Below are 25,477 nucleotides of genomic sequence, written 5' to 3'. Positions count from 1 at the left end.
CGAATTTGCCTTAGCGAATTTGCCTCAGCGAATTTGTCCCAGCGAAAGGGCGCGTCCTGCCGGGCGCTCGTAGGCAAGCGGGCGAGCGCCGGCCTCGCGCAGAACAAGGTTCAGAAACGCATCCTGCTTGCGGCGCGCCTCCGCGACCGGCAGGCCGTGGTTGAGGATGACAAAGGTGATCCGGCCAAAGCGACGGGTCGAGACCACGCCCGCCAGGGCCGAGACCTCTACCGAGGGAAGGGTGCCGGTCTTGCCCACGACCGCGCCGCGGGCGCTGGCGCCACCCAGGCGATCGGCCAGCGTGCCGGGGTCAACACCGGCTACCGGCAGCACATCGCGGAGCCGAGCGCCTTGGGCGGCAAGGACGTCTTCCAGGATCTCGATCTGGTCCACGACAGCCCGGGCACTGAGACGATTTTCCCGACTCAGGCCGGCGCCATTTTCGATCACGATCTCGCCTGCCGGCAGGTCCGGGGAACGCTGGCGCGCATCGGCCTGCACGAAGCCGACGCCTCCTACGGCCTCGGCAAAGTCGTGGAAGACGTTATTGGAATACGCGTTGAGTTCCTTCAGGATGGGCAGCAGCGGTGGCGAGATATAGGTGAGCACGACCACCTCGCCGGCATCCGGGAACGATTGGCCGCCGAACGCAACCAGCGGGCCGGGCTGCATCGCGCCGGGAAAGATCGCCTCGGTAGCCGCGCGCTGGGCGGCAGAAGGCTTGCGGGTCAGGAGTCGGCGGGTCGCGCGAGGGTCCGCCTGCGGTTTCCAGTTCAGAAAAAGAGGGCCGCGAACCTCAAGCGAGCCATCGAGACGCCCGTAGCCGCGCGCGGCTACCTCCGAGCCGATCCACAGCAGGCTTTCCGAGACCAGAAACGGGTCACCCGAGGCCTCGACCACCAGGTCACCGGGACGGGTCGCGGTCGAGGCTGCCGATCCTCCGCGGTAGATCACACGGGTCCGAAACCTGTGGTCGGGGTCCAGCCGGCCAAGGATGGCCGTGGTTGCCGGGATCTTGCTGAGCGACGCTGGAATCAGCGGGCGGTCCGGCTCGATCGCCACCAGAGGCGACCCCACCTCGGAGACAAAGTAAATCCCCTGATCTTCTCCGAAGATCTCCAGAGCCCGCGCCTGCAGCCTGGACTCGAGTGCCAGGCAGGCAGATGGGTCGGCAAGCAGCCCGCCTGCCATGACGACAAATATGTTCAGAACCCAGACTGCGTGACGCCCAATCATCGGCCTCGTTTTGGCAGACGGCGTCACGCCTGGGAAGGCGCCGGGTTCAGCCCCTCCCGATGTCCAACAACTTTCCCACATCCCGCAAGGTTCGGTTGTGATCGTCGAGGGAACCCGTCACCAATGCCTCGCGCAGATTCTCGGGCGAAACGCCGATCGCTTCGCAAATATTGGCGAATGAGTAGGGCCAGTCGCGATTGGAAGACAGAATCCAATTGCGTGCCTTGCGATAGACCCGCTGCTCGCTCTCGCGCAGAGAGCGTCCGAACTTGCAGAAATCGACGACGGCGAGCTGCAGAACAGCGATCGCTAATCGAGGCTCGGGATCCGTACGATTGGCTCGACCCCAGAGGTCTCCAAATTGGTCGGGTAGTGCAATATCAGGGGTGAGTGATTCGAAAGAATGGTCCAGGGCATGTTTGGAAAGTCCGTCCATGATGAGTCCTCCAACCGGCCTGACCGAGTACCCCTCCCCCGAGGGAACGTACCTGAAGGTCAGGCCTCTCTTTTTCGAGAAGTCCCAAATTGTCTATGGGTTTTCCTTTATAGGGAAATGCCTAGATAAGGGCAAGCTGCTACCCCCTATCGTAGATCCACCCGGTAAAATCGTTGATATTACGGATAAAGCGCAATGAAAACGGAGCTTTTCTGTCGAGGGGCTTGCAACGAGTCCGATTCAGAGACAGTCAAACGATGTGGCTAATTGCTCTTGGACAAGGAACCTGCTGCTGCTGATGCTGGCGCTGCTGATCCCCGCGCACGCCTTGGCGGAGGTAAACCTCGACGACGGGACCGCCATCAAGGGGTTCGACCCGGTCTCGTACTTCGATGGCGTGCCCCGGATGGGAAAACCGACGATCACCGTGACCCACGAAGGCGGGCTCTATCGGTTTTTTGATCAGCGGAACCAGACGCGCTTCCAGAACAACCCCGACCGGTTTGTTCCCGCCTATGGGGGATATTGCGCGTGGGGCGTGCTGGACGACGATGATCGCGAAGATATCCAGCCCGGCAGCTGGAAAATCGTGAATGATCGTCTCCTGCTTTTTCATAAGAGCTACCTCGGCGACGGACGCCGGGACTGGAACGCGGCTGCGACAGAAAGAGGCGGGGATGCCGCCCTGCTCGAGCAGACCGACCTCGCCTGGCAAAAACTCGAAGCCGAATAAGGGCAAACCGGAGCAACCATGCCTCTCGATGAAGATGTGCGACAAATTTTGAGCGTGATGTCGCCCCCCGATGCGCCCGATCTGGCAGAGCTGACCGTGGAGAATGCCCGTTTGGCCATGGGCGCAACCTCGGCTCTCAACGCGAACCCGGAGCCGGTGGCCAAAGTTGAAAATCGCACCATCCCGGGGCCCGAGACTCCTATTCCCGTGCGCATCTACACACCGGACGGCCAAGGACCGTTACCCGTACTCATGTTTTTCCACGGCGGGGGATGGGTCCTCTGTAATCTGGATACGCACGACGGCACCGCGAGACGACTGGCCAATCACGCCGGCTGTATCGTGATTTCTGTGGACTACCGCCTCGCGCCGGAAAACCCCTTCCCCGCCCCGCTCGATGATTGTTGCGCCGCCACTCGCTGGGCTGCCACAAATGCGGCCTCGTTAGGCGGCGACCCGAGTCGATTGGCCGTCAGCGGGGATTCAGCCGGTGGAAATCTCGCGGCCGCGACCGCCTTGCGCCTTCGCGATGAATCAGGACCGGCGCTCTCGCACCAGCTATTGATCTACCCGGCAGTCGACTCCCGTTGTGCCACACCGTCATTCGAAGAAAACCGCGAGGGCTACTTCCTGACCGCCGAGGCCATGCGATGGTTTTGGGGGCATTATCAGGGATCCCCGGCCGACCGGAACAACCCCTACTTCACCCCGATATGCAGTCAGAATCTGGCCAACCTTCCGTCAGCCACGGTGCTGACCGCCGAATTCGATCCGCTCCGCGATGAAGGAGAAGCATTCGCGCACAAACTGATCGAGGCCGGCATTCCTTGCGATCTGATGCGCTACGACGGCGTCATCCACGGGTTCTTCGGCATGCACGATATGCTCCCCAAAGCCCGACAGGCCGTCGAGCGGGCTTCGCAAAATCTCCGGGAAGCCTTTCGCACCGCCTGAAATTCTCTTCGCCAACCCGCAAGGCGCGCCGCGTCATCTCCGGCGCTAGTTTGATTTGACGGCTGGCGCCAGAGAGCGCCCTGCAGGACGCGGTGCGTCAATTCTGTCTTGAAGAAATTATGGAAATCGCCACAATTTCGGACCTGATTGGCAAATCAAACGTTGACCTCGGAGCCAAGTGTGTGGGAGGGATACACATGACGAAAGTCATGCTCTCGCCCCATGACACTCGTCATGACCAAAAACCGCAATTCAAACCAAGTCGTGTCCCACAGGAGGATCACCATGCACCCGTCTCTCTCCACGAAACTTACCCTGGCAGTCGTGGCCATCGGTATCGTCTCGCTGCCCCAGACCGCAGCCGCTGCCTTCACCTGGAATGGTACGGTCGACCCGCCTGAAATTACCTACGCGACGGTCCCGTCCAAGGACGCCCAAAAATGTCAGAAGCGTCTGGTTCTGGAATCCAAGAAGTATCTCAAGAAAATCACCACGGCGCAGAACAAATGTATGGCGAGCTCCAAGGTCGCCCCGCAGGATTGTCTGACGGCGAAAGATCAGGAAAGGCTCGACAAGGCCTACCTGAAGATTGTGGAGTTGGTCGACAAGGACTGCGGTACGGCCGCTGTCGCGGACGGCGCCCTCGACAACGTATGGGCGTCGGCACCTTTTCGCGGCAGTGGCGCCGAGACGACCAGCTGCCTGATCGGTCAGGTTCATACCATCGGCGAAGTGCTCTCGGGCAATACACACGGTATCTCGCTCGAACTTGGCATCGAAGATTCCGACCTCAAGAAATGTAGCCGACGAGTCGCCAGCGAAGGCATCAAAGTGTCCACCGGGGCTATCACAACCATCTCTCGCTGCATGGGCAAGCAGATCAAAATCGGCACGGCCGGAGATCTGGGCCAGGTCTGCTTTGGCTCTGTAGCCAATGGGACCTATACGCCTCCGACCGAAACCAAGACGGCGGAAAAGCTCCAGAAGCTTTTCGACAAAGCCGAAGAAAAACTCCAGAAGGACTGCGGTCCGGTTCAGACGACGGGGCTGATCGAAGTCATGTCGGCCTGTAGTGGATCGACGACCGTTGCCGATCTCAGCGCCTGCGTAATCGGCGAGAGCTACGGCTATGGCGCCCATGTCGCCGGACTGGCCTACGGCGAGAAAGCCACTGTCCTCAGCAACGCCGACAGCGTGCAGGATGCCGCCGATGCGGCCGCCGATGGAACCAAATTACTCCTTCGCTCCGGCAGGTACACCCAGTCCGTATTTCTGGATCGCGGCAACCTTGAATTTGTCGGCTGCGGTTCGGCTCAGGATCAGCGCCCCTTGTTCGTGCCCGCGACAGCTGGGGAAGCGAATGGCTTTAACGCGACATCCGCCCCCCCGCAGCTGCCCCTCGAAAATCTCGTTTTCCAGTCTCTGGCCTTCGGCGAAATAGGCAATGCCTGGGCTGAGAACGGTGTCTTCGTTTCGGGCGCCGACCAACTCGTGATGCGCGATCTCACGGGTGAAGGAGACCGGGAATCGACCTACCTTGTCTACCCCGTCAAAAGCACCAACGTGCTGGTCGAGACCACTGACGCCAATAGCACCGTGGATGCCGGGATCTATGTGGGCCAAACCGTCGATTGCGAAGTTCGTTTCAACAAGGCCTGGGACCATCCGGCCGGCGCCGAAATCGAGAACTCGGGTCGATGCGACGTCCATAATAATATCGCCTACGACAATACGGCCGGTCTTCTGATCTTCAAGCTGACCAGCCCGCGCCTGCAGATTTCGCGCGATCACGATATCCACCACAACTATATCGCGCAGAATAATATCTCGAACCATTGTGAAGGCGGTGCGGTCTGCAACGCGGTTCCGGGCACGGGCATGATGACCATCTCGGACCGATTCACGCAGTATCGGTTCAACGAGATTCGTGACAACAGATCGGTCGGTCTGCTCATGATTGACCAGGAGACCGTTAATGTATTCGTGGCGCCGGGGAGCTTCGATCCAACCAGCGACCCACAGGCATTGGAAGGCAACTGTTTCCGGAACAACTATCTCTTCAACAATGGCTACGATGCTGACGGCGGTATTCCTTCCGGCCTCGAAGGGCAGGCCTTGATCCTGCCGCTCGGCGGCCAGACGAACCCCGCCTACGTCAATGCCTGGAATAACAACATTACCGTTCAACCGTCCTACACCTCGACGCTTGGAACGGAATGTATCGATCCGGCAACCGTTGTGCCGCAGCCGGGCCCTTATCCCGATCCGCTCTTTCCTTCCGTGAGTGGTTCCTTTGTGGACGGGCCTGTACTGTTCTGAGGTTTTTCGCAAACCTGAACTCAATTCAATGAAAAAAGGAACCTACGTTTTCCAGCGAGGCGCATCCCTGTGGTGCGCCTCGCTTTCCTTTCTGGTGCTGGCCCTGATCGCGGTCAGCAGCCCTCAAAGTCAGGCTTCTCCCTATCCCACCACGATGCGAGATTTCCTGGCTCCCGGCACGCAACCTTTGATGCTCGACCATCCGATCTCGGATCCGTCGTCCTGCACCAACTGTCACTCGGATTATAATCAGGACGAGGTGGAGCCCTACCGAAACTGGGCCGGCTCCATGATGGCACAATCCGGTCGTGATCCGCTTTTCTGGGCGGCGCTCGCCGTCGCCAATCAGGATGCGGACCATTCTGGCGAGACCTGTTTGCGGTGCCACCTTCCTGGCGGCTGGCTGCAGGGGCGCTCCAGCCCTGAAGATGGCTCGCAAATGACGGCCGCGGACCGCGAAGGCGTGCAATGCAATATCTGCCACCGAATGGTCGACCCCCTCGGTGTCGCCGGAGCACCGGCCGAAGATGCGGCGATCCTCGCCGCTTTGACCGAACCCGTCATGATATTTGCGAATGCGATGATGGTGATCGACCCGAAAGACCGCATGCGCGGGCCTTTTGATGTTGTTGCCGACAACGGCGGAGATCCTCATTTACCGAACCGCTCGACGCTGATCTCCCCCTTTCATCAAAGCGCGGACCTCTGCGGCACCTGCCATGACCTGCGTAACACCATGTTTACGCGCGACAGCAATGGGGATTATGTCATCAACGAGCTCGACGAGCCGGGCAATCCGGACGAGGGCTTTCCCGAACAGCTGACCTTCACCGAATGGAAACTGAGCGAGTTCGCAACCAATGGCGTCGTCGACCCTCGGTTTGGCGGCAACAACCCGCTGCTGACCACTTGTCAGGATTGTCATATGCCCGACGTCACTGGGCGGGATGCCAAAAATGCACCGCTTCGCGATGATATGCCCCTGCACAGCCTCCTGGGCGCCAACACCTTCATCCCGAAGGTGCTGCCATACCATCCGATTTTTGGCGATGAAGTCGACGCGGCTCTCCTCGACCGCAGCGCGGCTGCGGCGACCGACTTTTTGCAACGTTCGGCCGACCTGAGCACGCATTTGGAAAACGGCGAGCTCGCGGTCCGGATCATCAACCGAACGGGGCATAAATTACCCACTGGCTATCCCGAAGGCCGGAGGATGTGGCTGCACGTGCGTGCCTTTGATGCCGACGATCATCTCGTCCTCGAGTCCGGTCGCTATGTCTTCGCAACAGCGACTCTGATCGGGGCCGAAGCGGAACCTGGCGATGTCGATCATGACCCAGAGCTGGAGATCTTTCAGGTCCGCATGGGGATGACCGAAGATTGGGCCGCTGAAGTCGGCAAGCAAGCCGGCAAGAGTTTCCATCTGGTCCTGAGCAACGCCATTTTCGAGGATCGCCGGATTCCACCCCGGGGCTATGACGAGGCTGCCTTCGCAGCGGTCGGCGCCGAGCCCGTTGGTGCCGACTTCGCGGATGGAGAGTATTGGGCCGACGCCGTCTACGACGTGCCAGGCGCCGAGCGCGCCGAGGTCACTCTCTATTACCAGACCTCGTCGAAAGAATACGTCGAGTTTCTGAAAGACGAAAACACCACCAACGCCTCGGGACCGATTCTCTTCGATCTCTGGGAGGAGCACGGCAAGTCCGAGCCGGTCGCCATGGCACGGTCGGTGGTCACAGCCGATAAAAAAATTGAAGCCTCCTGTGTCAAAAACGTCGACCGAACGCAGGCCAAATACCTCAAATCGTGGACGAAAACCTGGAACGTCTGCCTTCTCCGCGAGGCCCGTGGGCTCAGCTGCGATACGGCAAGCCGGGACGAAAAACTGAACTCGGCTCGCGCGGATATCGCCAGTCGCATCGGCGGGCTTCGCGACTCCAAATGCGCTGGCGAAGGGCTGACAGGCCAGTCTCTCGGACATCAGGCCGTATGCCCCGCGCCGTGTTCCTGGTCGACCACCCTCAACACCGTCGAGGACCTTGGGACATGTGCGCAATGTCTGGCTGAGGCCTATGGCGGCGTCGCACTGGAATCTGCCTATGGCGAGGCCCCGCCGACATTCCCGACAACCACGCTCTCCCGCGACGCACAGAAATGTCAGCTGCTGCTGGCAAAATCTGCTGAAAAGGAAGCGCTTGGCTGGGCCAAGGAAATTTCTCGTTGCGAGGCCGAACGACTGCCTGGCGACTCCAGCCTGAACTGCCAGACCAATCGAGCGGCAGCACTCGCCAAACTCGCAGTGAAAACCGAGAAGCGTCTCTCCCGTTGCAAGGATTGGACAGGACTCGCAGGATGCGGGGCTACCGGTAACGCCACGGACGCCGCTGCCTGCATCGCCAGCAATCTGGCGGCGTCGATCGACGACTTCACCGCGGCCGCCTATCCGACCGGTTCGCCCGAAGGAGACGCCTCATGAGGCAATCACTTGCAGCGCTCGCCCTCCTCACCGCAAGTCTGATCGCACCCCTGCATCAAGCTGAGGCAAGGCCCACATATTTTCTTGAGATGAAGTCATTTTTCGCGGTCCCCGACGATAGCAACGTCGATCACTGCAGTGTCTGCCATGTGAACTACGAAGGCACCGGCACGCGAAACCCTTTCGGAAATGCGGTTCAGCAACAGCTATATACCGGCAAGTCCATTCAGGAGACTCTTCCTCTTGTCGCCAGTCTCGACAGCGACGGCGACGGCTACACAAATGATGATGAGTTGCGCATCTATCTGACCCAGCCCGGATTCAGCTGTGATAATTTCGAAGACGCCCGCGGCGAGCCTCTGGATTTCGACGCCGGCGTCACGCCAAATGTGGCCACATGTCGGGCACCGACAGAAATCAAAGTCCTGCCAAGCAGTGCCGGTTTTGTGACAGACGCCGGAACCACGGACGCTCTGGTGATCGACATCTGGAATCTCGGGTATAGCGATGACCTGACGATCTCCGACCTGAACCTTTCGGACCTGAACAATGCGACTCTCAGCCTGGCCAATGGGCCGGCCCTGCCCATTGTCCTGGCGCCTGGCGAACAAACCAGTGTCGAAATCGTATTCGACCCGATTGGCACCGTCGCCAGTGCGGGGCAGTTGAATATTGTCTCCGACGACCCCGCGACACCATCGATCGTGATCCCCATCAACGCGCTCGGCGTGCAACGCACACTGAGTTCGCTTGAGGACCGCATTGCCTGTCGGCAAAGTATCCAGAAGCAGTTTTCCATATACAGTCGTATGCAACTCAAGGAATCGCTGAATTGTCTTGCACGACAAGCCTCCAACGTTCGTTGTGCGCAGGCCCGGAGCGATCAGAAAATCCAGCGCGCGGCGATCAAGCTCGCCAGCTTCGTCGGTGGCGAGAAGGACTTGCTGTGTCTGGCAAAGGGCGTCACGGCGTCACGGCTGGATATGCCGGCAACCTGCGGCGGCGGATGCAGCGATATTGCACTCACCGGAATGGCCTCGGTCAACGCATGCCTCATCTGCCGTCAGAACGAGACGACAAACGCCGTCTTGCAGGCCACTTTTGATGCGAGCCCTCCCGACGCGCCGTCAGGAACCTCGACGGCGGCGGCCCGCAAATGCATCAAGTCGATCTCAAAGGCTGTCGCCAAGGTAATTCCCGCGATCCAGAAGGAACTTGCGGAGTGCGCCGGCGACAAGATGCAAAACGGCGAGGATGCCTCGACCTGCACCAGCGAGCGGGCCGGAAAAATCGCTCAGCTACAACTCAAGATCGATGCCACCGTTGCCAAATGCGCTGACGTCGATAGTGTCCCGGGCTGCTCTTTTGCGACGCCTCCTTCTTCGAACTGCCTCAGCGATGCGGCATTAACGGCGGCCGAGAGTCTTGTTGAGGCCGTGTGGGACGAGTATTAAAATTTCCTCGCATTCCCGGAATTCAGGAGCCGGAACCGGCCGAGTCTAACCAATCTGAAGATCTCCGCGACCTGGATCTTACCTCTCTGGCGTATCAGGAGAATCCTGCACCCTGGCTGCACCGGATTCGCGAGGAGGAACCGGTCTTCCATACTCGACATGGATACTGGTTGCTCACCCGCTACAGCGACGTGAAAGTCGCTCTCCGCGATCCGCGCTTCTCCAGCGACTGGAGCCGCCTGCGTGGCGTTCCTCAGGGCAACTCGCGGACCAATGCCAACAAGAGACTGGTCCAGAGCTCCTTCAACATGAAAGATCCGCCGGAGCATACGCGCATGCGGTCGCTGATCAACCTGGCTTTTGCGGGAATTGCAGTCGAGAGCCGTCGCAACCGGATCGCCGAGCTTTCCAACCAACTTTGGCAAGCGCGTGGACCACAAGCGGAGTTTTGCCTCGTCGAAGACTTCGGCTTCCATCTTCCCATCATCGTAGCGGCAGAAATGATCGGCATTCCGATCGAGGACCGTCTTCTTTTCCGGCGGCTTTTCGAAGATGCAGAGCTTCTGTTTCTTTCAGGGCGAACGCCAGAGCAGGAAGAACGCGGCCGGAGGGCTCTGGCCGAACAAATTCGATATATCCGCGCGCTGGTCGCAGACCGCCGGAACCACTGGCAAGACGATTTAATCAGCGAATTGGTACGTGCCGAGACTCAGGACGCTCCACTTACGGAAGACGAGATCATTTCTACGGTCGTCACAATCTTCACCGCGGCGGGCACAACGACAGAGCGGTTGATCTCCAGCGGCCTGCTCGCGCTACTGCAACATCCCGAGCAACTCGCCAAACTGCGCGAAAATCCCTCACGAATCGATGGTGCTATCGAGGAGATCCTGCGCTGGCACCACCCCGACCAGTCAACCTCGACACCCCGATGGACGACCGAAGACGTTCGGGTTGGGGGCATCACGATCCCGAAACATGCGACCGTTCGTCTGTCGCTGGGGGCCGCAAACCGTGATCCAGCCCAGTTCTCCGACCCGGATAAATTCGATATCACGCGCGCCCCGAATCGCCATTTGGCGTTTGGCCGAGGGAACCATTTTTGTCTCGGCGCCAGTCTCGCTCGCCTCGAAGCCAAGATCGCGATCCAAACGGTGGCCTGTGCCGACGGCCGCGTCGAACTGTTGACGAAAAACCCGCATCGGGACCCTCGTCGACCGGATCGCTACGCAAAAATTCTGGTTCGAGTGCGGCCAGGCCCCGATCCTCTCGGCTGACGAGAGGCCGACACCACCCCGGGCCGACGGGCTAGCATCGGGAACGAGACGATCAAGCCAATTCCAAACAAACGATCATTTGTCATCTGCGTCAGGTGTAGTAGGAGCGAAGGAACGGCGAGTGCTCGGGTTCCGGTGATATTCCGGGTCCGAATCCGAAGAGGGCAACTCCCCTCCGCCGCAACAACGCAAACAGGGGAATAATCATGTCGGACGCTCAAAATGAAGGCGCCTTGCGCGCCGAACACGTCTTGGAATATCCCTTCCGCCGCTCCCTCGGCCCAATCCTTCAGCGCTTCTTCACAGGATTGGCCGAGCGGCGGTTCGAAGGGGCGCGAACGCCGAGTGGGAAGGTCATCGTACCGCCAGCCGAGTACGACCCGGACACATCGGAATCCATCACCGAAGCCGACCTTGTTGAGGTCGGACCCGGTGGCACCGTCACCACGTGGACGTGGGTTGCCAAGCCGCGCGAAAAGCAGCCCTTCGCACACCCCTTTGCCTTCGCCTTGGTCAAACTCGATGGAGCTGACGCACCCATGTTGCACGCAGTGGACGCAGGCGACGAGTCGCGGATGAAGACCGGAATGCGCGTCCAACCCCGTTGGGCCGCCGAGCCCCAAGGCAGCATTCGCGATCTCGAATGCTTTGTTCCCGAGGAGGCATGAAGATGGCAGACCCGGTAAAAAGTATCGTCACCCCGATTCAGCTCACCTATGATTTCACACCTGGCGTCGCTGCATCGAAGTTCTTGCACGGCTTGGCCAACAAGAAAATTCTTGGTGGTGCCTGCCCCCAATGCAAGGCCGTCATTGTCCCGCCCCGCGGTTCCTGTCCAATGTGCGCTGTCGCCACCGAAGAAGTTGTTCAGGTCAGTGACCACGGCACAATCGTGACCTTCTCGATCGTCCGCGTCCCGTCTGACAATCTGGACTTCGAACTTCCCTATGCCTGCATCACCGTGCTGCTCGATGGCGCAGGCTTACCCTTCTTTCACGTCGTCCAAGGTTGCGATCTGGACGATGTGCGGATGGGCATGCGCGTCAAAGCGGAATGGGTCGAGGACGACCAACTCGAAACCTCGATCAGTTCGATCAAATGCTTTGTCCCCAATGGAGAACCCGATGCGGACTACGAGACCTACAAGGAGCATGCCTGATGCGTGATGTAGCCATTGTTTCCTTCGCTCAATCGTCAGCCGCCTTCGAGGACGAGCGCAACGAGGTCGAGATCCTCCTGCCGGTCGTGCAGGATGCCATCGCCGACTCCCATCTCAAGCGCTCGGAGATCGAGTTTACCTGCTCGGGCAGCAGCGACTTCTTGCAGGGACAGCCCTTTGCTTTTGTCATGGCGCTCGACGCCGTAGGGGCCTGGCCACCGATCAAGGAATCCCATGTCGAGCAGGATGGGGCGTGGGCGCTCTATGAAGCGTGGGTGAAAATCCAGACCGAAGATGTTGATTCCGCGCTTGTTTATGGCTTCGGCAAGAGTGCCTCGGGTGATTTGCCCGAAGTTCTCGCGCTCAGCATGGACCCTTATTGCGTAACGCCTCTATGGCCGGACATGGATAGCGTCAGCGCGCTGCAAGCCCGCCAATGGATGGAGAAAAACGGCAAGACCGAGCGAGACCTTGCGGAAATCGTCCAGCGCAACCGGCGAAATGCGACAGACAACCCGCATGCCATCCACAAAGGCGCGGTGTCGATCGAGGAACTGCTCGCCGAACCGCACATAGCCTCGCCATTGCGCGCTTCGGATTGCGCGGGCAAGGCCGATGGCGCAAGTTGCGTCGTCCTGATGGCCGGCGACAGGGCACGCGAACTCTGCGAGAGACCTGTATGGATCCGGGGATTCGACCACCGCGTGGATCCCGCCGCTCTGGGGGTCCGCGACCTCACGACCTCTTCTTCTGCCAAAATTGCGGGCGAGAAAGCCGGGGTCGGCAAGGACAAGATCGACTTTGCCGAACTCTACGCGCCGTATTCCCATCAGGAACCAATTCTGGCGGAATCTCTCGGCTTGGGAGAGGACGTCCTGTTGAACCCATCTGGTGGGGCTTTGGGAGCTCATGTTCTGATGTCATGTGGCTTGCAACGAATCGGAGAAGCCGCGCAACGAATTGCTTCAGGTAAAGCCGATCGAGGCTTGGGTCATGCAACACACGGTGCCGCACTTCAGCAAAATCTGGTGTGCGTTCTGGAGGGAGAATAATGGCTGAACTCTGTGGAATCGTCGGAATCGGTCAAACCGAACTCGCGGCCAAGCGCATCGACGTCTCGATGCCCGGTCTGGTGCGGGAAGCCGCCGAACGCGCCTTGCAGGACGCCGAGCTGACTTGGGCGGACATCGATGCCGTGGTCGTCGGAAAAGCCCCGGATACCTTTGAAGGCTGCCTGCTACCCGAGCTCTATCTAGCCGATGCCCTTGGTGGCGCCGGCAAGCCGATGCTGCGCGTGCACACAGCCGGTAGCGTGGGCGGGTCGACCGCCAACGTGGCTGCCAGCCTGATTCAGGGCGGCATTCACGATCGGATCCTGACGGTCGCTTACGAAAAGCAATCCGAGAGCAACGCGATGTGGGCACTCACCATCTCGGCACCTTTTGGTGTCTCGGTGGTCGCTGGCGCGGGAGGATTTTTCGCTCCCTTGATTCGTGGCTATATGCGGCGCTCGGGAGCCCCGGAAGACACCGGCATCCTCACCGCGGTCAAAGATCGTCTCAATGCCTTGAAGAACCCATACGCGCACCTGAAGCTGCCGGACATCTCGTATGACATGGTGAAGGAATCCCCGATGCTCTGGGATCCGATTCGCTACCTCGAAACTTGCCCTTCCTCTGACGGCGCCTGCGCCATGGTCATGGCCCGCGAGGACTTGGCCGACAAGGCATCCAAGAAGCCTGCTTGGGTACATGCCACAGCCATGCGTTCGGAGCCGACCATGTTTGCTGGCCGCGATGCAATCAACCCGGAAGCGGGCAAACAATGTGCGCGCGAGCTCTACGCCAAGGCGGGCATCACCAACCCGCGTAAGGAAATCGATTGCGCGGAGGTCTACGTGCCTTTTGCCTGGTTCGAAGCCATGTGGATGGAGAACCTGGGCTTTGCACCCGAGGGTGAGGGTTGGAAGGCCGTCCATGACGGCTCTACCGAACTTGACGGTGACATTCCCTGGAATATGTCCGGCGGCGTCTTGTCCTCCAACCCGATTGGAGCCTCGGGCATGTTGCGCTTTGCCGAGGCAGCGATGCAGGTTCGCGGGCAGGCCGGCGAGCATCAGGTCGATGGAGCCAAGGTGGCATTGGGCCACGCCTACGGCGGCGGGTCGCAATACTTCTCCATGTGGCTGGTGGGCGCTGAAAAGCCCTAGGGAAACGCAACCGGGGTGAAGCTTCACAGAGAAGCTTCACCTCGCAGCTTCACCTCGCGGCTTCACCTCGCAGCTTCACCTCGCGGCTTCACCTCGCGGCTTTTACTCGAAACTTCATAGCCACACTCCACGCGGGAAACCCTTCGGATAATCATCGCTAAAAAGGAGCTCGAATGGCAGCGGACTGGGGAACGCAGGAACGGCGCCTTGGCCAACACGTCAGTGTCCTCGTCGGAGCCGATCTCGGGAAATATCCCTCAGGCAACAGCCTGCTGGTCCGGGGACACACCGAAACCATCATCATCGACCCGTCGATCGATGTTGTGAATCGCGGGGGGGCCCCACTTCCTGTGGATGCCGTGCTCAACAGCCACGCCCACGAGGATCATCTCGCTGGCAATAGTCTGTTTCACGATGCGCGTATTCACATCCACGAAGCCGACCTCCCCGGAGCCCAATCCATTGATGGCCTGATGGGCATCTACGGATTCGAGGGAGAAGGCCGACACGCATTCGAAAAGATCGTGGTCGAAGAGTTTCACTTTGCCCCGAGACCGGATGCGGTTGGATTCAGCGATGGCGACCGGTTCGATCTGGGTGGCACAAGTATCGAGGCGGTTCACCTGCCTGGCCACACGCGGGGTCATAGCGGGTTTCGGATCTCGGACGGTGTTTTTTTCCTGTCGGATATCGACCTTACGGGATTTGGTCCCTACTACGGTGATGTCTGGAGCGACCTCGAGGATTTCGAAGCCAGCTTGCAGCAAGTCCGCGACGAAGAGGCCGATTTCTATGTCACCTTCCACCACAAGGGCGTCATCGAGGGCCGGCCGGCTTTCCTTGCCCTGCTCGATGATTTTGCCGCCGTCATTCCGCGCCGCCATGAAGCCATGCTCAAATACCTCGGCGAGCCGCATACGATCGAGGAGATGGTCGCACACCGATTTATCTACCGCCCTCATATTCAGTCACCCTATGCCGATCAGGTCGAGCGCCGTTGCGCCCATCTCCACCTCCAGCGCATGCAGTCCCGGGGCGAAGCCAAAGAGGTCGAACCGGGGCGCTTTCAGCATTGCAGTTAAGTCCAGCTGTCCTTCCCCAGGCCTTCCCCGCGGGCAGGTTGGATTCCAGCTGTCGGGACTCTAGACTCAGCAAGTGATTTGGGACCGAATCCGAGCAATCGCTCGAAACTGCATTCTTGCCAGCTTGCTCTGGATCACGCCTCTAGCTGGATGCGAGACTCGAAAAGCTCTCATACCGCCAGAGGCCTGTCGTGATTGCAACGTGATCCTCGTCACATTTGATGCCCTGCGTGCCGACCGCATGGGTGTTTACGGCTACTCGAAAAACACCACCCCCAACCTGAACGTCTTTGCGGAAGAGGCTTTTGTCTTCGAGGACAATATGAGCCAATCCGGTACAACCATCTCCTCGCTACCCTCACTCTTCACCGGAAAGTTCCCGGACACGGACGGTCTATTGCAGGCCAAAAGACGACTGGGAATGAGTGCGGATCAGGTCACCCTTGCCGATCGCATGAAAGCGAGTGGGCGCCAGACAGCGGCTGTCGTTGCCCATGAATACGCGAAGAAAAAATATGGTCTTGGTCAGGGCTTCGAATTCTTCGACGATCAGTACGGCGATATCGAGGGCATAGAAAAAACTGGGCAGCGCATCCGACGAATGCTCGATAAATTGAAGCCGCCTTTCTTTCTCTGGATCCACTTTCGACAACCGCATGCGCCCTACGAGAGTACCCCGGAAGACTTTCGAAATTTCTACAAACCGGCCTCCAGTGAACCCACCCTGACAAACCATAGTCACGAGAAACTGCTTGCGAAGTTGCGCAAGACCGAGCCCGCCACGGTCTATACTTTCGGAGCCGTGCTCAAGGAGATGACCCCCACCCTGCTCAAGCAATGGCAAGCAATGTACGATGGGAATCTCCGCCAGGCCGACCGAGCGTTCGCCTCGCTCGTCCGCGATCTCAAATCAAGCGACCTGTATCAGGATTCGATCATTATCGTTGCCGCAGACCATGCCGAGAGTCTCGGAGAGCACGGGATTTTCGACCATAATAATCTCTACTGGAACGATCTGCATACGCCGCTGCTGGTGCGAACCCCCGGAACGATCGGTCATCGCGTCGATCAGCCAACGATGAACGTCGACATACTGCCCACCATCCTTCGCCTGACGGGCGAACCTCCAGCCTCCGAGATACGCGGCATGAACCTCTTTGCCCCCGATCGAGAAATGCGACCGCAGATCGCCGAGTATCCGAACCGGCGAACCATCAAACTTGGGCAATTCAAGTTGATGGAGAAACCTCCCGGCCAGTCATCGCCACAACTTTTCAACGTCGAAGAAGATCCGGGGGAGACACGGGATCTCTATGCAGAAAAGGCCGATATCGTGGCGGAACTCGAGGCAATCCTTGCCAACATCGATGGCCGTGAGCCCTCGGTCGAAGATCCCCTTCGCGATCGCCTCCGTGCGTTGGGATACCTCCACTAGACCGACTACCAGCATGCGCGCGGCGCGCCCCCGGGGGAACCCGGGAAAACTGCTCGGGACGAGATCCCGCGAAACGCGTCTCCTGCGAGGGATGCGGGCACACCTTGGTAATTCCCGCTGCAAGAGCCATACTTGCACCATGGCGCCTGCGAAGAGCAATTCCGGCAAGGATACCCGAGTCAAAATCCTGAATGCGGCCGAAGAGTTGATTCTCGAAGCCGGCTCGAGCGGTCTGGTCCTGGATGAAGTCGCGCGGCGCGCCGGTGTGAGCAAAGGCGGGCTTCTCTACCATTTCGGGAGCAAGGCGGAGCTTGTTTCAGGCCTGCTCGAGCGACGAATCGCCTACTACGACGAAATCACGGATCCACAGAAGACCTCCGGCGACGAGAGCCCCGGCAGTTCCACCCGCGCCTACCTCGACTCGGCCGTAAGCGACGACGGCCGACCCGCCGACAAGTCGGCTCAACTCCTTGCGACATTGCTCGCCACCTTTGGCAGCGAACCGCAGGTTCTCGACCCTCTACGCGAAGCTTTCGCCCGATGGCAGCAAGAGATTGAAACTGACGCGATCGATCCAGTCGAGGCAACCATTGTTCGACTCGCAGCGGATGGCCTCTGGCTAACCCAACTTTTGGGGCTCACACCTCTCTCTCAAGAACTCGCGGTGGAGGTCGTTCGCAAATTGAAGGAACGCACCCGTTGATACTGCGCAAGCGCCCCGCCCCAATCGTCAGCGAATGGTTCGCGAGACAAATTTCGGCGTTTCTATTCCTTCTCCCGTTGGCGCTCCTTGGATGTGCCGAAAGCGCCACCGAACGCCCGATCCTCCCGGAACAACCCAAAATCGACGACTCGAGCAAGACAGCTACCGAGGCCCCGACCGCGGAAGCGATTATGGCCCGTGTGGAAAATCCCGAAATCTTGACGCGGGAATTCGAGAGTCTCTGGAAACCCTGGACCGGTGATTTGCCCGGCATGTTGAATCGGCGGCACCTCCGAGCCCTCGTCACCTCCGGCACCTATCTTTTCTATCACGAGAACGGCCATCCCAAGGGTTTGGTTTGGGAGCAACTGCAAGACCTGCAGAAGAATCTCAACCATGGTCGCAAAACGTCGGAGTTTGTCACGGTCGTCCCCATTCCTGTTCCGCGAGACCGGCTGATTCCTGATTTACTGGCAGGTCACGGCGACTTCATCGCCACCGACCTGTCGGTGACACCGATGCGGGCCACGCAGGTGGCGTTCACGATCCCATGGCGCAGTGATGTGAGCGAGATTGTCGTCACCGGACCGGGAGCCCCCAAACTGGAATCCCTGAACTCCTTGTCCGGCGAGGACATCGCCGTCCGGCTATCGAGCAGCTACGACGAGCACCTCGAAGCGCTGAACAAGAAGTTCCGCGAACAAGGCCTGGTCCCGGCTCGGATCCGTCCTCTCTCCGAGATCCTCGAAGCAGACGACATCCTCGACATGCTGACTGCGGGGCTGTTTTCCATCACTATCATGGACGACTACAAGGCCCGGTTTTGGGCCGAGGCCTTCCCTGACGCCACTCTCCACGAGGATCTCGCTCTCGAAAAGAACAACCAGCTTGCCTGGGCCACCCGGCCCCAAAATCCGAAATTGACCGCCAGACTCAATCGCTTCCTCAAAAAGCACCGCAAGGGGAGTCTGCTGGGCAATATCCTGATCCGACGCTACCTCAGAGATTCGCCACAATTGGCCCGGGCGATCTCTCGGGAAGGCATGCAGAACGTTCAGCAGTTTCAGGATATTTTCGAGCAGTACGGCAAGCAATACGGCTACGACTGGCTGCAGGTCGCCGCTCAGGCGTATCAGGAATCCGAACTGAACCCGAAGGCTGAAAATCGCTCGGGTGCCACCGGGCTGATGCAGATCCGCCCCGCGACCGCCCGTGACAAGAACGTCGGAATCCATGATATTTCCGCACCGCAATCCAACGTTCACGCGGGCGTGAAATATATGCGGTTTCTCGCTGATCGCTATTTCAGCGACGAAGAGATGCACCCGATGGACCAATGGATGTTCACTTTGGCCGCCTATAATGCGGGGCCGGCTCGGATCCAGAAGCTGCGCTCAGAGGCACAGAAACGGGGCCTCGATCAAAATCGATGGGTCGACAACGTGGAAACGGTCACTGCACACCGCGTCGGCAGCGAGACGGTCCGCTATGTGACGGACATCACCAAATATTTTCTCGGCTACAAACTCGCCTTCGAGCGCCACCTTGCCTTGCAGGAACTACGCGCTCGCTTGAACCCCGACCGGGCGCAGAGTGAACCCTGACACCCGGTCGAAGTCCTGACGAGGACGAATACAGACTCATGCCGCCTCGGCGAGAGGACGCAAGACCCCGTTGCCTGCGGGCTCTGGCGCCGAAATCGAACCCACCTGGCGCATCACCTTTCGCTCGTCGATCGCCTCGGCCACCAATCCCATAGCGACAATCGCCAGAATTACTCCCGGAACCAACCCCAAAAACTCTCCGCTCAAGAATTCCACTCTTCTCTCTCCCTTCCGGTGTTCCCACCTGATTACCCGACGCATCCGAGCGTCGGACCAAAAAAAAGCCACCCGGCTTGGCTCCGGGTGGCTTCTTGCTGTCCGGATTCCCGGACAACTCCTGTTTTCACACACCGCTACCCAACCCACGCTCCCGAGTTTGCCCTCTGCGCAATCGAACAGTTCCCCCGAGCTGAAAACGCCCGAAACCACGATTGCCCGGCAATCGCCCAGAAATCTGCCCTGCTGTGGTCCTTAATTTTGAAGTTATTGCGCATTCGATTCGGGCCCCTTGCCCCATCAAGAAGATTCCATAAGAGATAGCTAGAGGAAATAGGCGACGTCTCCACAACCGTGGAGCGGCGGACGCGGGCAGAACGGAATATCAGTCTTTTGCACGCCTGCCCGATTCATGAACAACTAACCGGAAACTCGACGCTCAGGAGAATATTCGATGGATCTGATGAAGTACGCGCCCGTGGGCGACAAGAAAAATTCGGACTTTTTCAACGAGTACCGATTGAAGATCTACGATCGGCGCCGTCAGTCGGGAGTCGATGATCTCCTCGGCCGGATGCGCGGGATTGTCTTGCAAGTCGAGACCGGCGACGCGATGGACTACCTCGAAGAGTTGTATCATATGACCCGATATCGCCTGGCCTCGACCAGACTGAGCGATACCCATCGTATTTTCATTCTCCGCGGCGGACCGGAGATGCCTCTGATGTTTGTCCTCGAACCCCTCTCGAAGGAATTCGTCGACTTCATCACCCGCCTGAACAAACTCTACCCTTTGGCGCGCAAGAAAAAGAACGCACGATATATTGGCGAAATTTTTCATACAAAGGATCTGGCGACGACTCGCCAAACCCTTGAAGATCAGGATGTGCGCTTCGTCTACCCGGGCGAAAGCGAAAACTCCTTTTATACGACCAACCGGATTAACTGGACCGTCCCTTCCGACCAGACCACCAACAGTGTGGGCTATACGGACTCGGACTTCGAGGACCTCTCGGAGTTGCCGCTGGGCGAAACCTTCGAACTCACCGGCGCCGAGCAAGGTCGTCTCGATGCCGCGGACGCGTTTGCCACCGAACATGGTTTGGGTGACCTCATCCTCGGCATCGATCATATGGCCACGCGAATCCTCGCAGGGGAGCGAGAAGACGCGATTCTGGAGTTCCTGACGATGTCGCCCTACTACTTTTGGGGAGCTTATAATATCGCTGACCAGAACTCGTCGACCAACGTGAACCGAAACCCGAACGTGACCGACGACAAGATGTCGCCTGCCAAAGTCTTCACGGCCAATAATACACCATCTTTCGTCAACTCCTTCGAGAAGTTGCCGATGCCGACCGAAGACTTCGTCCGAAATTTCGGTCGCCGCATGCACCATATCGCGCAGGAAGTTCGCGACGGTGACCATCCAAGCGGGGTCAAGAATATCGACTTCGTGGTGGAAACGCTGCGCAAGTCGGGAACGCCGTTCCTCGCCAATGTGGTGGGCGAATGCACCGACAAGCCCAACCTCAAGCAGATATTTTCCAAGCACTCCCCGGCAAGCATCCTGATCACCGAATATGTCGAGCGCTGCCTCGGCTATGATGGTTTCTTCACCAAGGACAACGTCGCTGCACTCACGCAGGCGGCAGGTCAGGATGAGCATTACCAGCACGGCAACGTGTTTGACTGAGTCAGGAAACGAATATGAAAAATCAAGTGAATACACTCCGCGGCCGTGAACTGATCGACGAACCCCTTGGCAACAAGGGGACCGCATTTTCCGAAGATGAGCGCGCAGCGCTGGGCCTCTACGGTCTTTTACCGCCGCATGTGGACACGCTCGAAGACCAGGTGCGCCGCGAATACGACGCCTACAGCGCGCTCCCCAACGAGGAAGAGAAGCATGTATTCCTGCGCAATATTCAGGACACCAATGAAGTTCTTTTCTATCGATTGGTCGTCGACCACCTCGCCGAGATGATGCCGATTATTTACACGCCGACTGTCGGTCTCGCGTGCCAACGGTTCAGCGAGATCTACGCACGACCGCGCGGTATCTTCATTCCCTACCCACACCGGGACCGGATGGAAGAAATGCTCCGCAACTACGACGCTGACGACATCGAGGCGATCGTCGTCACCGATGGCGAGCGCATTCTTGGACTGGGCGATCAGGGCACGGGCGGGATGGGTATTCCGATCGGAAAACTCTCCCTCTATGTCGCGGTCGGGGGCATTCATCCTTCCAAGACGCTTCCGGTTTGCCTCGATGTGGGCACCAATAACCAGGAGCGGCTCGACGACCCGCACTATATCGGATGGCGGGAAAAGCGAATCACCGGAGACGAATATATCGCCTTCGTGGACCAATTTGTTGCCGCGGTCAAAAAGATCTGGCCCCACGTCCTCCTGCAGTTCGAAGACTTTGCCTTCCAGCATGCCACACCCTTGTTAGCTCGCTATCGCGACCAGCTTTGCATGTTCAACGACGACGTTCAGGGCACCGCCTCGGTGGCCCTTGGGACAGTCCTCTCTGCTGTGGAAGCTGCGGACAGCCATCTGAAGGATCAGACCGTCGCCATCCTTGGGGGCGGATCAGCCGGTTGCGGAATCGCCGAACAGATCATTGCCGGCATGGTGGAAGATGGGCTCTCGGAACAGGAGGCTCGCGGTCGACTCTATATGGTCGATGTGAACGGACTCCTGGAAGACAATATGAAGGGCCTCTCCAGTTTCCAGCAGAAACTCGCTCAGCCTGGCGATCGGTTGAAGGATTGGAAACGAACGGGGAAAGATCAGCAGATCACCCTCGCTGACGTGGCGCGGCAAGCCAAACCAACGATCCTGATCGGCGTCTGCGGACATCCGAACTTGTTCACCGAAGAAATCATTCGCTGTATGGCCGAGAATACAAAACGCCCGATCGTATTCCCGCTCTCCAACCCCACGTCGCGCATCGAGGCGGCGCCCAGCGATATTATTGAGTGGACCGATGGCCAGGCGCTGATTGCTACCGGAAGCCCGATCGATCCGGTGACCTACAAGGGCAAGACCTACCCGATTGCCCAGTGCAACAATACCTACATCTTCCCCGCCTTCGGCCTCGGGGTGGTCGCGGGGAATGTGACGCGCGTTTCGGACGAAATGTTCCGGGAAGCCTCTCGGACACTGGCATCATGCGCGGCGAGCGAGCGCAAAAAAACGGGTGCTCTGCTTCCTCCGTTGCCGTCGATCCGCGAGGTCAGCAAGGATATTGCCTTTGCGGTGGCCAGCAAGGCGCAGGAACAGGGGCATGCTCCCAAAACAACCCCCGAGGAGCTGCGCGCAAAAATCGAGCAGAAGTTCTGGGATCCCGCCTACGACAGCTAGGTCCGGGTCCAAACCGGATCGCGGGAAAACCGCCACGGGACCCCGCCCCCGGGTCATTTCGTAAAGGGACTTGACCGAATCGGGGTCGAGTCCTAAGACAAGGGACAGACGCCGGATTCTGCCCGGCCTCAGAAGGGAATCCATCATGTCACTGGAAGTGCTCGCGCCCGAAACGCGCAATTTCATCGACGGGGAGTTGGTAGAGGGCTCCACCGGTAAACGTTTCGAGAACATCAACCCGGCCAGCGGCGAAAGCATCGGCACTTGTGCCGACGGTACGTCGCTCGACATGGAAACCGCGATCGCGGCGGCAAGGAAGGCCTTCGACGAAACGGATTGGTCGCGGAACGCGCCGCTTCGCGCGAAATGCCTGCGACAGATTCATGAAGGGCTCCAGAGTGAGACCGAACAGCTGCGCGCCATCGTCACGGCGGAGGCCGGAGCCCCCGTGGCCCTCTCGAGCTTCATGCAAATCGATGGTCCTATCGAGCATATGGCGTATTGGGCCGAGAAAGCCGCTACCTTCGAGGCCGAGTCCGAAATGTCCGACATCCCTTTTTTCGGCCAGCAGAACCGCAGGATTCTGCGCCGCGAGGCGGTGGGCGTTGTAGGTGCCATAACTCCGTGGAACGTCCCTCTCTACCTGAATATCGCCAAGATCGGCCCGGCGCTGGCCTCGGGTTGCACCGCGATTCTCAAGCCGGCTCCGGATACCCCCTGGTCGGCAACCCATATCGGAAAGATCCTGGCCCAGACCGATCTCCCGCGCGGAGTCCTGAGTATTGTCGCCTCCTCCGACCACCTTGTCGGCGAGGCATTGTCCACTGATCCGCGGATCGATCTGGTCACCTTCACTGGTTCGACCGCCACGGGGAAGCGGATCATGTCCTGCGCTGCCGACACCGTGAAGAAAGTTTTCCTCGAACTGGGCGGCAAAAGCGCCTCGATCGTTCTGGACGACGCCAATTTGGAAGCCGTCCTGCCGCAGGCCGCCATGACCTGCGTCCACGGTGGTCAGGGCTGTGCGATTACCACTCGATGGTTGGTCCCCCGAGCCCGCTACGAAGAAGCTCTGGGGATTCTCGAGAAAGCCTTCTCCAACTGGAATTTCGGCGATCCCACAGATCCAACCAATATGCAGGGCCCTCAGGTCTCCAAGCGGCAGCAGGAGCGCGTCCTTGCCTATATCGAAAAGGGCAAGGCCGATGGCGCCCGTTTGATCGCTGGCGGGGCAGCCGGACCAGGACCGGGCTTCTATGTGCAACCCACTCTCTTTGCCGATGTGGACCCCGCGAGCACAATCGCGCAAGAAGAGATTTTCGGTCCGGTTTGCTGCGTCATTCCTTTTGACGACGACGATGATGCCGTGCGCATTGCGAATGATTCGGTTTACGGACTCTCGGGTTCCATTCATTCCGGCAGCGAAGAACGAGCGCTTGACGTTGCACGTCGCATTCGCACGGGAACGATCGCACTCAATGGGGGCCAGTGGTTTCATGTCGACACTCCCTTCGGTGGTTACAAACAAAGCGGCCTCGGCCGCGAGAATGGCCAGATGGGATTCGAGGAGTACCTCGAGACCAAGGTCATGTCGCTTCCCCCGAGAAGCTGAGGCAACCCATGGAGTTTTCCCCTTACGCTTACGAGTTCCACGAGGATCCCTATCCGATCTACAAGCAGCTTCGTGAAGAAGCGCCGGTCTACTACAACCCCAAAGAGGACTTTTGGGCTCTTTCCCGCCACCGTGATGTGATCGCAGGCTTCAAGGATACGGATCGATTTTCGAATTCACATGGCGTCTCCGTGGACCCTTCGGCAGCTGGGCCGGCGGCTCGAGTCGGGACATCTTTTTTGGGAATGGACCCGCCCGAACACACAAGCTTTCGCTCACTCATCTCCAAGACCTTCACGCCGCGGCGCGTTTCGGCTCTGGAACCGCGAATCCGCGAGCTGACCATCGAACATCTGGATCGCCTCGTTGGTGCCGGGGATTGTGATGCCATCAATGACTTCGCCGGCCTGCTGCCGATGGACGTCATCAGCGAGATGTTTGCCGTCCCCCGCGAGGACCGGGCCGAATTACGCCGTCACTCGGATATTCTCGTCCATCGAGAACAAGGAGAAAACGATTTACCCCCGACAGCTGGTATCGCGTTCGGGGAAATCCGGCAGTACTTTCAGGATCACATAAAGAAACTTCGGGCTAATCCTGGCGAGGACCTGCTTTCCTCGATGATTGCCATGATTCCCGAGCATGACATCCTCAACGAAGAGGAGCTGCTCTCCTTCTGCAATCTGCTGATTGTTGCGGGCAACGAGACCACCACCAAGCTCCTCGGCAATGCACTCTATTGGCTTTCGCTGAACCCCGGCGAACGACAGAAAGTACACGGGGACGCGAAAAGAATTCCCGACTGGGTCGAAGAAACGCTGCGCTATGACAACTCGACCCAACTCCTGATGCGCCTCATGCTCGAGGACGTAAAAATCGACGATATCACCATTCCTGCGCAATCCCGCGTCGTTCTGCTGGTCGGGGCCGCCAACCGAGACCCGGAAGTCTTTGAACGCCCCGACGAGTACGATCTCGATCGTGACAAGACTGCCTCCCTTGCTTTTGGTCGCGGTGCGCATTTTTGCCTCGGCGCCTCTCTCGCAAGGATGGAAGGCGTCGTCGCTCTCGAAGAATGGATCAAACGGTTCCCCGACTATGCCGTCGACCCTTCGGGAATCGAGCGCGTCCACTCGGTGAACGTTCGCGGCTTTGCCAAGCTGCCGATCCGCCTCACCTGAAGCGATCGGGGCGATC

At 59.0% G+C, this 25,477-nt stretch carries 20 protein-coding genes and 1 pseudogene; 17 read left to right on the top strand and 4 right to left on the bottom strand.

Going from position 1 to position 25,477, the window contains the following annotated elements:
- Positions 1 to 24: 24 nt before the first annotated feature.
- Both P8K07_18380 and P8K07_18375 read right to left on the bottom strand, forming a co-directional pair.
- Positions 25 to 1,236, bottom strand: a complete 1,212-nt coding sequence (locus tag P8K07_18380) for a D-alanyl-D-alanine carboxypeptidase (protein MDG1960493.1) — start codon at positions 1,234 to 1,236, stop codon at positions 25 to 27.
- Positions 1,237 to 1,282: 46 nt separating this feature from the next.
- Positions 1,283 to 1,672 carry a hypothetical protein gene (locus P8K07_18375; protein MDG1960492.1) on the bottom strand — a complete coding sequence of 130 codons (390 nt, stop codon included), beginning with the start codon at positions 1,670 to 1,672 and terminating at the stop codon, positions 1,283 to 1,285.
- A 259-nt stretch (positions 1,673 to 1,931) separates the two neighbouring features.
- Between P8K07_18375 and P8K07_18370 the strand changes: the two genes are divergently transcribed.
- A complete protein-coding gene (locus P8K07_18370; protein MDG1960491.1) occupies positions 1,932 to 2,405 on the top strand; it encodes a YHS domain-containing (seleno)protein in 474 nt (157 codons plus the stop codon).
- An 18-nt stretch (positions 2,406 to 2,423) separates the two neighbouring features.
- Positions 2,424 to 3,359, top strand: coding sequence for an alpha/beta hydrolase (locus P8K07_18365; protein MDG1960490.1), 936 nt, complete (start codon positions 2,424 to 2,426; stop codon positions 3,357 to 3,359).
- Between the two features lie 155 nt (positions 3,360 to 3,514).
- Here P8K07_18365 and P8K07_18360 read toward each other — a convergent pair whose 3' ends face one another.
- The gene (locus tag P8K07_18360) at positions 3,515 to 3,646 is read right to left on the bottom strand and encodes a hypothetical protein (protein MDG1960489.1); all 132 of its coding nucleotides are present in this window, start codon (positions 3,644 to 3,646) and stop codon (positions 3,515 to 3,517) included.
- On the opposite strand from P8K07_18360, the gene P8K07_18355 reads away from it, so the two are divergent.
- The 11 genes and pseudogenes from P8K07_18355 (at position 3,645) to P8K07_18305 (ending at position 19,077) form a co-directional block, all read left to right on the top strand.
- Positions 3,645 to 5,678 carry a NosD domain-containing protein gene (locus tag P8K07_18355; GenBank protein ID MDG1960488.1) on the top strand — a complete coding sequence of 678 codons (2,034 nt, stop codon included), beginning with the start codon at positions 3,645 to 3,647 and terminating at the stop codon, positions 5,676 to 5,678. The genes P8K07_18360 and P8K07_18355 overlap by 2 nt on opposite strands.
- 28 nt (positions 5,679 to 5,706) lie before the next feature.
- On the top strand, positions 5,707 to 8,154 hold the full coding sequence (locus P8K07_18350; protein MDG1960487.1) for a multiheme c-type cytochrome: 2,448 nt from the start codon (positions 5,707 to 5,709) through the stop codon (positions 8,152 to 8,154).
- Entirely contained in the window at positions 8,151 to 9,608 is a 1,458-nt protein-coding gene (locus P8K07_18345; protein ID MDG1960486.1) for a hypothetical protein, read from the top strand. The genes P8K07_18350 and P8K07_18345 overlap by 4 nt, the downstream gene beginning before the upstream one ends.
- The gene (locus P8K07_18340) at positions 9,593 to 10,885 is read left to right on the top strand and encodes a cytochrome P450 (GenBank protein ID MDG1960485.1); all 1,293 of its coding nucleotides are present in this window, start codon (positions 9,593 to 9,595) and stop codon (positions 10,883 to 10,885) included. The genes P8K07_18345 and P8K07_18340 overlap by 16 nt, the downstream gene beginning before the upstream one ends.
- A gap of 206 nt (positions 10,886 to 11,091) precedes the next feature.
- A pseudogene (locus P8K07_18335) lies at positions 11,092 to 12,044 on the top strand (OB-fold domain-containing protein).
- Positions 12,044 to 13,096 (top strand): thiolase domain-containing protein, encoded by a 1,053-nt coding sequence (locus P8K07_18330; protein MDG1960484.1) that lies wholly within the window; start codon positions 12,044 to 12,046, stop codon positions 13,094 to 13,096. The pseudogene P8K07_18335 and the gene P8K07_18330 overlap by 1 nt, the downstream one beginning before the upstream one ends.
- Positions 13,096 to 14,253: a thiolase domain-containing protein gene (locus tag P8K07_18325; protein ID MDG1960483.1), complete on the top strand. Its 1,158-nt coding sequence runs from the start codon at positions 13,096 to 13,098 to the stop codon at positions 14,251 to 14,253. The genes P8K07_18330 and P8K07_18325 overlap by 1 nt, the downstream gene beginning before the upstream one ends.
- A gap of 173 nt (positions 14,254 to 14,426) precedes the next feature.
- Positions 14,427 to 15,335: an MBL fold metallo-hydrolase gene (locus tag P8K07_18320; GenBank protein MDG1960482.1), complete on the top strand. Its 909-nt coding sequence runs from the start codon at positions 14,427 to 14,429 to the stop codon at positions 15,333 to 15,335.
- Between the two features lie 73 nt (positions 15,336 to 15,408).
- Positions 15,409 to 16,770, top strand: coding sequence for a sulfatase (locus tag P8K07_18315; GenBank protein ID MDG1960481.1), 1,362 nt, complete (start codon positions 15,409 to 15,411; stop codon positions 16,768 to 16,770).
- A gap of 139 nt (positions 16,771 to 16,909) precedes the next feature.
- On the top strand, positions 16,910 to 17,473 hold the full coding sequence (locus tag P8K07_18310) for a TetR/AcrR family transcriptional regulator (protein MDG1960480.1): 564 nt from the start codon (positions 16,910 to 16,912) through the stop codon (positions 17,471 to 17,473).
- Positions 17,470 to 19,077 (top strand): transporter substrate-binding domain-containing protein, encoded by a 1,608-nt coding sequence (locus P8K07_18305; GenBank protein ID MDG1960479.1) that lies wholly within the window; start codon positions 17,470 to 17,472, stop codon positions 19,075 to 19,077. The genes P8K07_18310 and P8K07_18305 overlap by 4 nt, the downstream gene beginning before the upstream one ends.
- Positions 19,078 to 19,113: 36 nt before the next feature.
- On the opposite strand, the gene P8K07_18300 is transcribed toward P8K07_18305, so the two are convergent.
- Positions 19,114 to 19,293, bottom strand: coding sequence for a hypothetical protein (locus tag P8K07_18300; protein ID MDG1960478.1), 180 nt, complete (start codon positions 19,291 to 19,293; stop codon positions 19,114 to 19,116).
- Positions 19,294 to 19,747: 454 nt separating this feature from the next.
- On the opposite strand from P8K07_18300, the gene P8K07_18295 reads away from it, so the two are divergent.
- From P8K07_18295 to P8K07_18280, 4 genes are all read left to right on the top strand, one after another.
- Entirely contained in the window at positions 19,748 to 20,989 is a 1,242-nt protein-coding gene (locus P8K07_18295) for a hypothetical protein (GenBank protein MDG1960477.1), read from the top strand.
- Positions 20,990 to 21,003: 14 nt separating this feature from the next.
- Positions 21,004 to 22,668 (top strand): NAD-dependent malic enzyme, encoded by a 1,665-nt coding sequence (locus P8K07_18290; GenBank protein MDG1960476.1) that lies wholly within the window; start codon positions 21,004 to 21,006, stop codon positions 22,666 to 22,668.
- 145 nt (positions 22,669 to 22,813) lie between these two features.
- On the top strand, positions 22,814 to 24,280 hold the full coding sequence (locus P8K07_18285) for an aldehyde dehydrogenase family protein (GenBank protein MDG1960475.1): 1,467 nt from the start codon (positions 22,814 to 22,816) through the stop codon (positions 24,278 to 24,280).
- Between the two features lie 8 nt (positions 24,281 to 24,288).
- Positions 24,289 to 25,461: a cytochrome P450 gene (locus P8K07_18280; GenBank protein ID MDG1960474.1), complete on the top strand. Its 1,173-nt coding sequence runs from the start codon at positions 24,289 to 24,291 to the stop codon at positions 25,459 to 25,461.
- Positions 25,462 to 25,477: the final 16 nt, after the last annotated feature.

This window comes from Candidatus Binatia bacterium, from assembly GCA_029248525.1.
In the GTDB taxonomy this organism is placed as follows: domain Bacteria; phylum Desulfobacterota; class Binatia; order UBA12015; family UBA12015; genus UBA12015.
Note: the sequence above shows the minus strand (reverse complement) of the source record. Positions and strands in the feature narration are given on the sequence as shown.

What these genes read in the sequence shown, in the direction of transcription:
- P8K07_18350 (MDG1960487.1), top strand. Translation starts at nt 5,707, where the DNA reads ATGAAAAAAGGAACCTACGTTTTCCAGCGAGGCGCATCCCTGTGGTGC.
- P8K07_18320 (MDG1960482.1), top strand. Translation starts at nt 14,427, where the DNA reads ATGGCAGCGGACTGGGGAACGCAGGAACGGCGCCTTGGCCAACACGTC.
- P8K07_18360 (MDG1960489.1), bottom strand. Translation starts at nt 3,646, where the DNA reads ATGGTGATCCTCCTGTGGGACACGACTTGGTTTGAATTGCGGTTTTTG.
- P8K07_18330 (MDG1960484.1), top strand. Translation starts at nt 12,044, where the DNA reads ATGCGTGATGTAGCCATTGTTTCCTTCGCTCAATCGTCAGCCGCCTTC.
- P8K07_18310 (MDG1960480.1), top strand. Translation starts at nt 16,910, where the DNA reads ATGGCGCCTGCGAAGAGCAATTCCGGCAAGGATACCCGAGTCAAAATC.
- P8K07_18380 (MDG1960493.1), bottom strand. Translation starts at nt 1,236, where the DNA reads ATGATTGGGCGTCACGCAGTCTGGGTTCTGAACATATTTGTCGTCATG.
- P8K07_18295 (MDG1960477.1), top strand. Translation starts at nt 19,748, where the DNA reads ATGGATCTGATGAAGTACGCGCCCGTGGGCGACAAGAAAAATTCGGAC.
- P8K07_18280 (MDG1960474.1), top strand. Translation starts at nt 24,289, where the DNA reads ATGGAGTTTTCCCCTTACGCTTACGAGTTCCACGAGGATCCCTATCCG.
- P8K07_18325 (MDG1960483.1), top strand. Translation starts at nt 13,096, where the DNA reads ATGGCTGAACTCTGTGGAATCGTCGGAATCGGTCAAACCGAACTCGCG.
- P8K07_18285 (MDG1960475.1), top strand. Translation starts at nt 22,814, where the DNA reads ATGTCACTGGAAGTGCTCGCGCCCGAAACGCGCAATTTCATCGACGGG.
- P8K07_18355 (MDG1960488.1), top strand. Translation starts at nt 3,645, where the DNA reads ATGCACCCGTCTCTCTCCACGAAACTTACCCTGGCAGTCGTGGCCATC.
- P8K07_18365 (MDG1960490.1), top strand. Translation starts at nt 2,424, where the DNA reads ATGCCTCTCGATGAAGATGTGCGACAAATTTTGAGCGTGATGTCGCCC.
- P8K07_18375 (MDG1960492.1), bottom strand. Translation starts at nt 1,672, where the DNA reads ATGGACGGACTTTCCAAACATGCCCTGGACCATTCTTTCGAATCACTC.
- P8K07_18345 (MDG1960486.1), top strand. Translation starts at nt 8,151, where the DNA reads ATGAGGCAATCACTTGCAGCGCTCGCCCTCCTCACCGCAAGTCTGATC.
- P8K07_18290 (MDG1960476.1), top strand. Translation starts at nt 21,004, where the DNA reads ATGAAAAATCAAGTGAATACACTCCGCGGCCGTGAACTGATCGACGAA.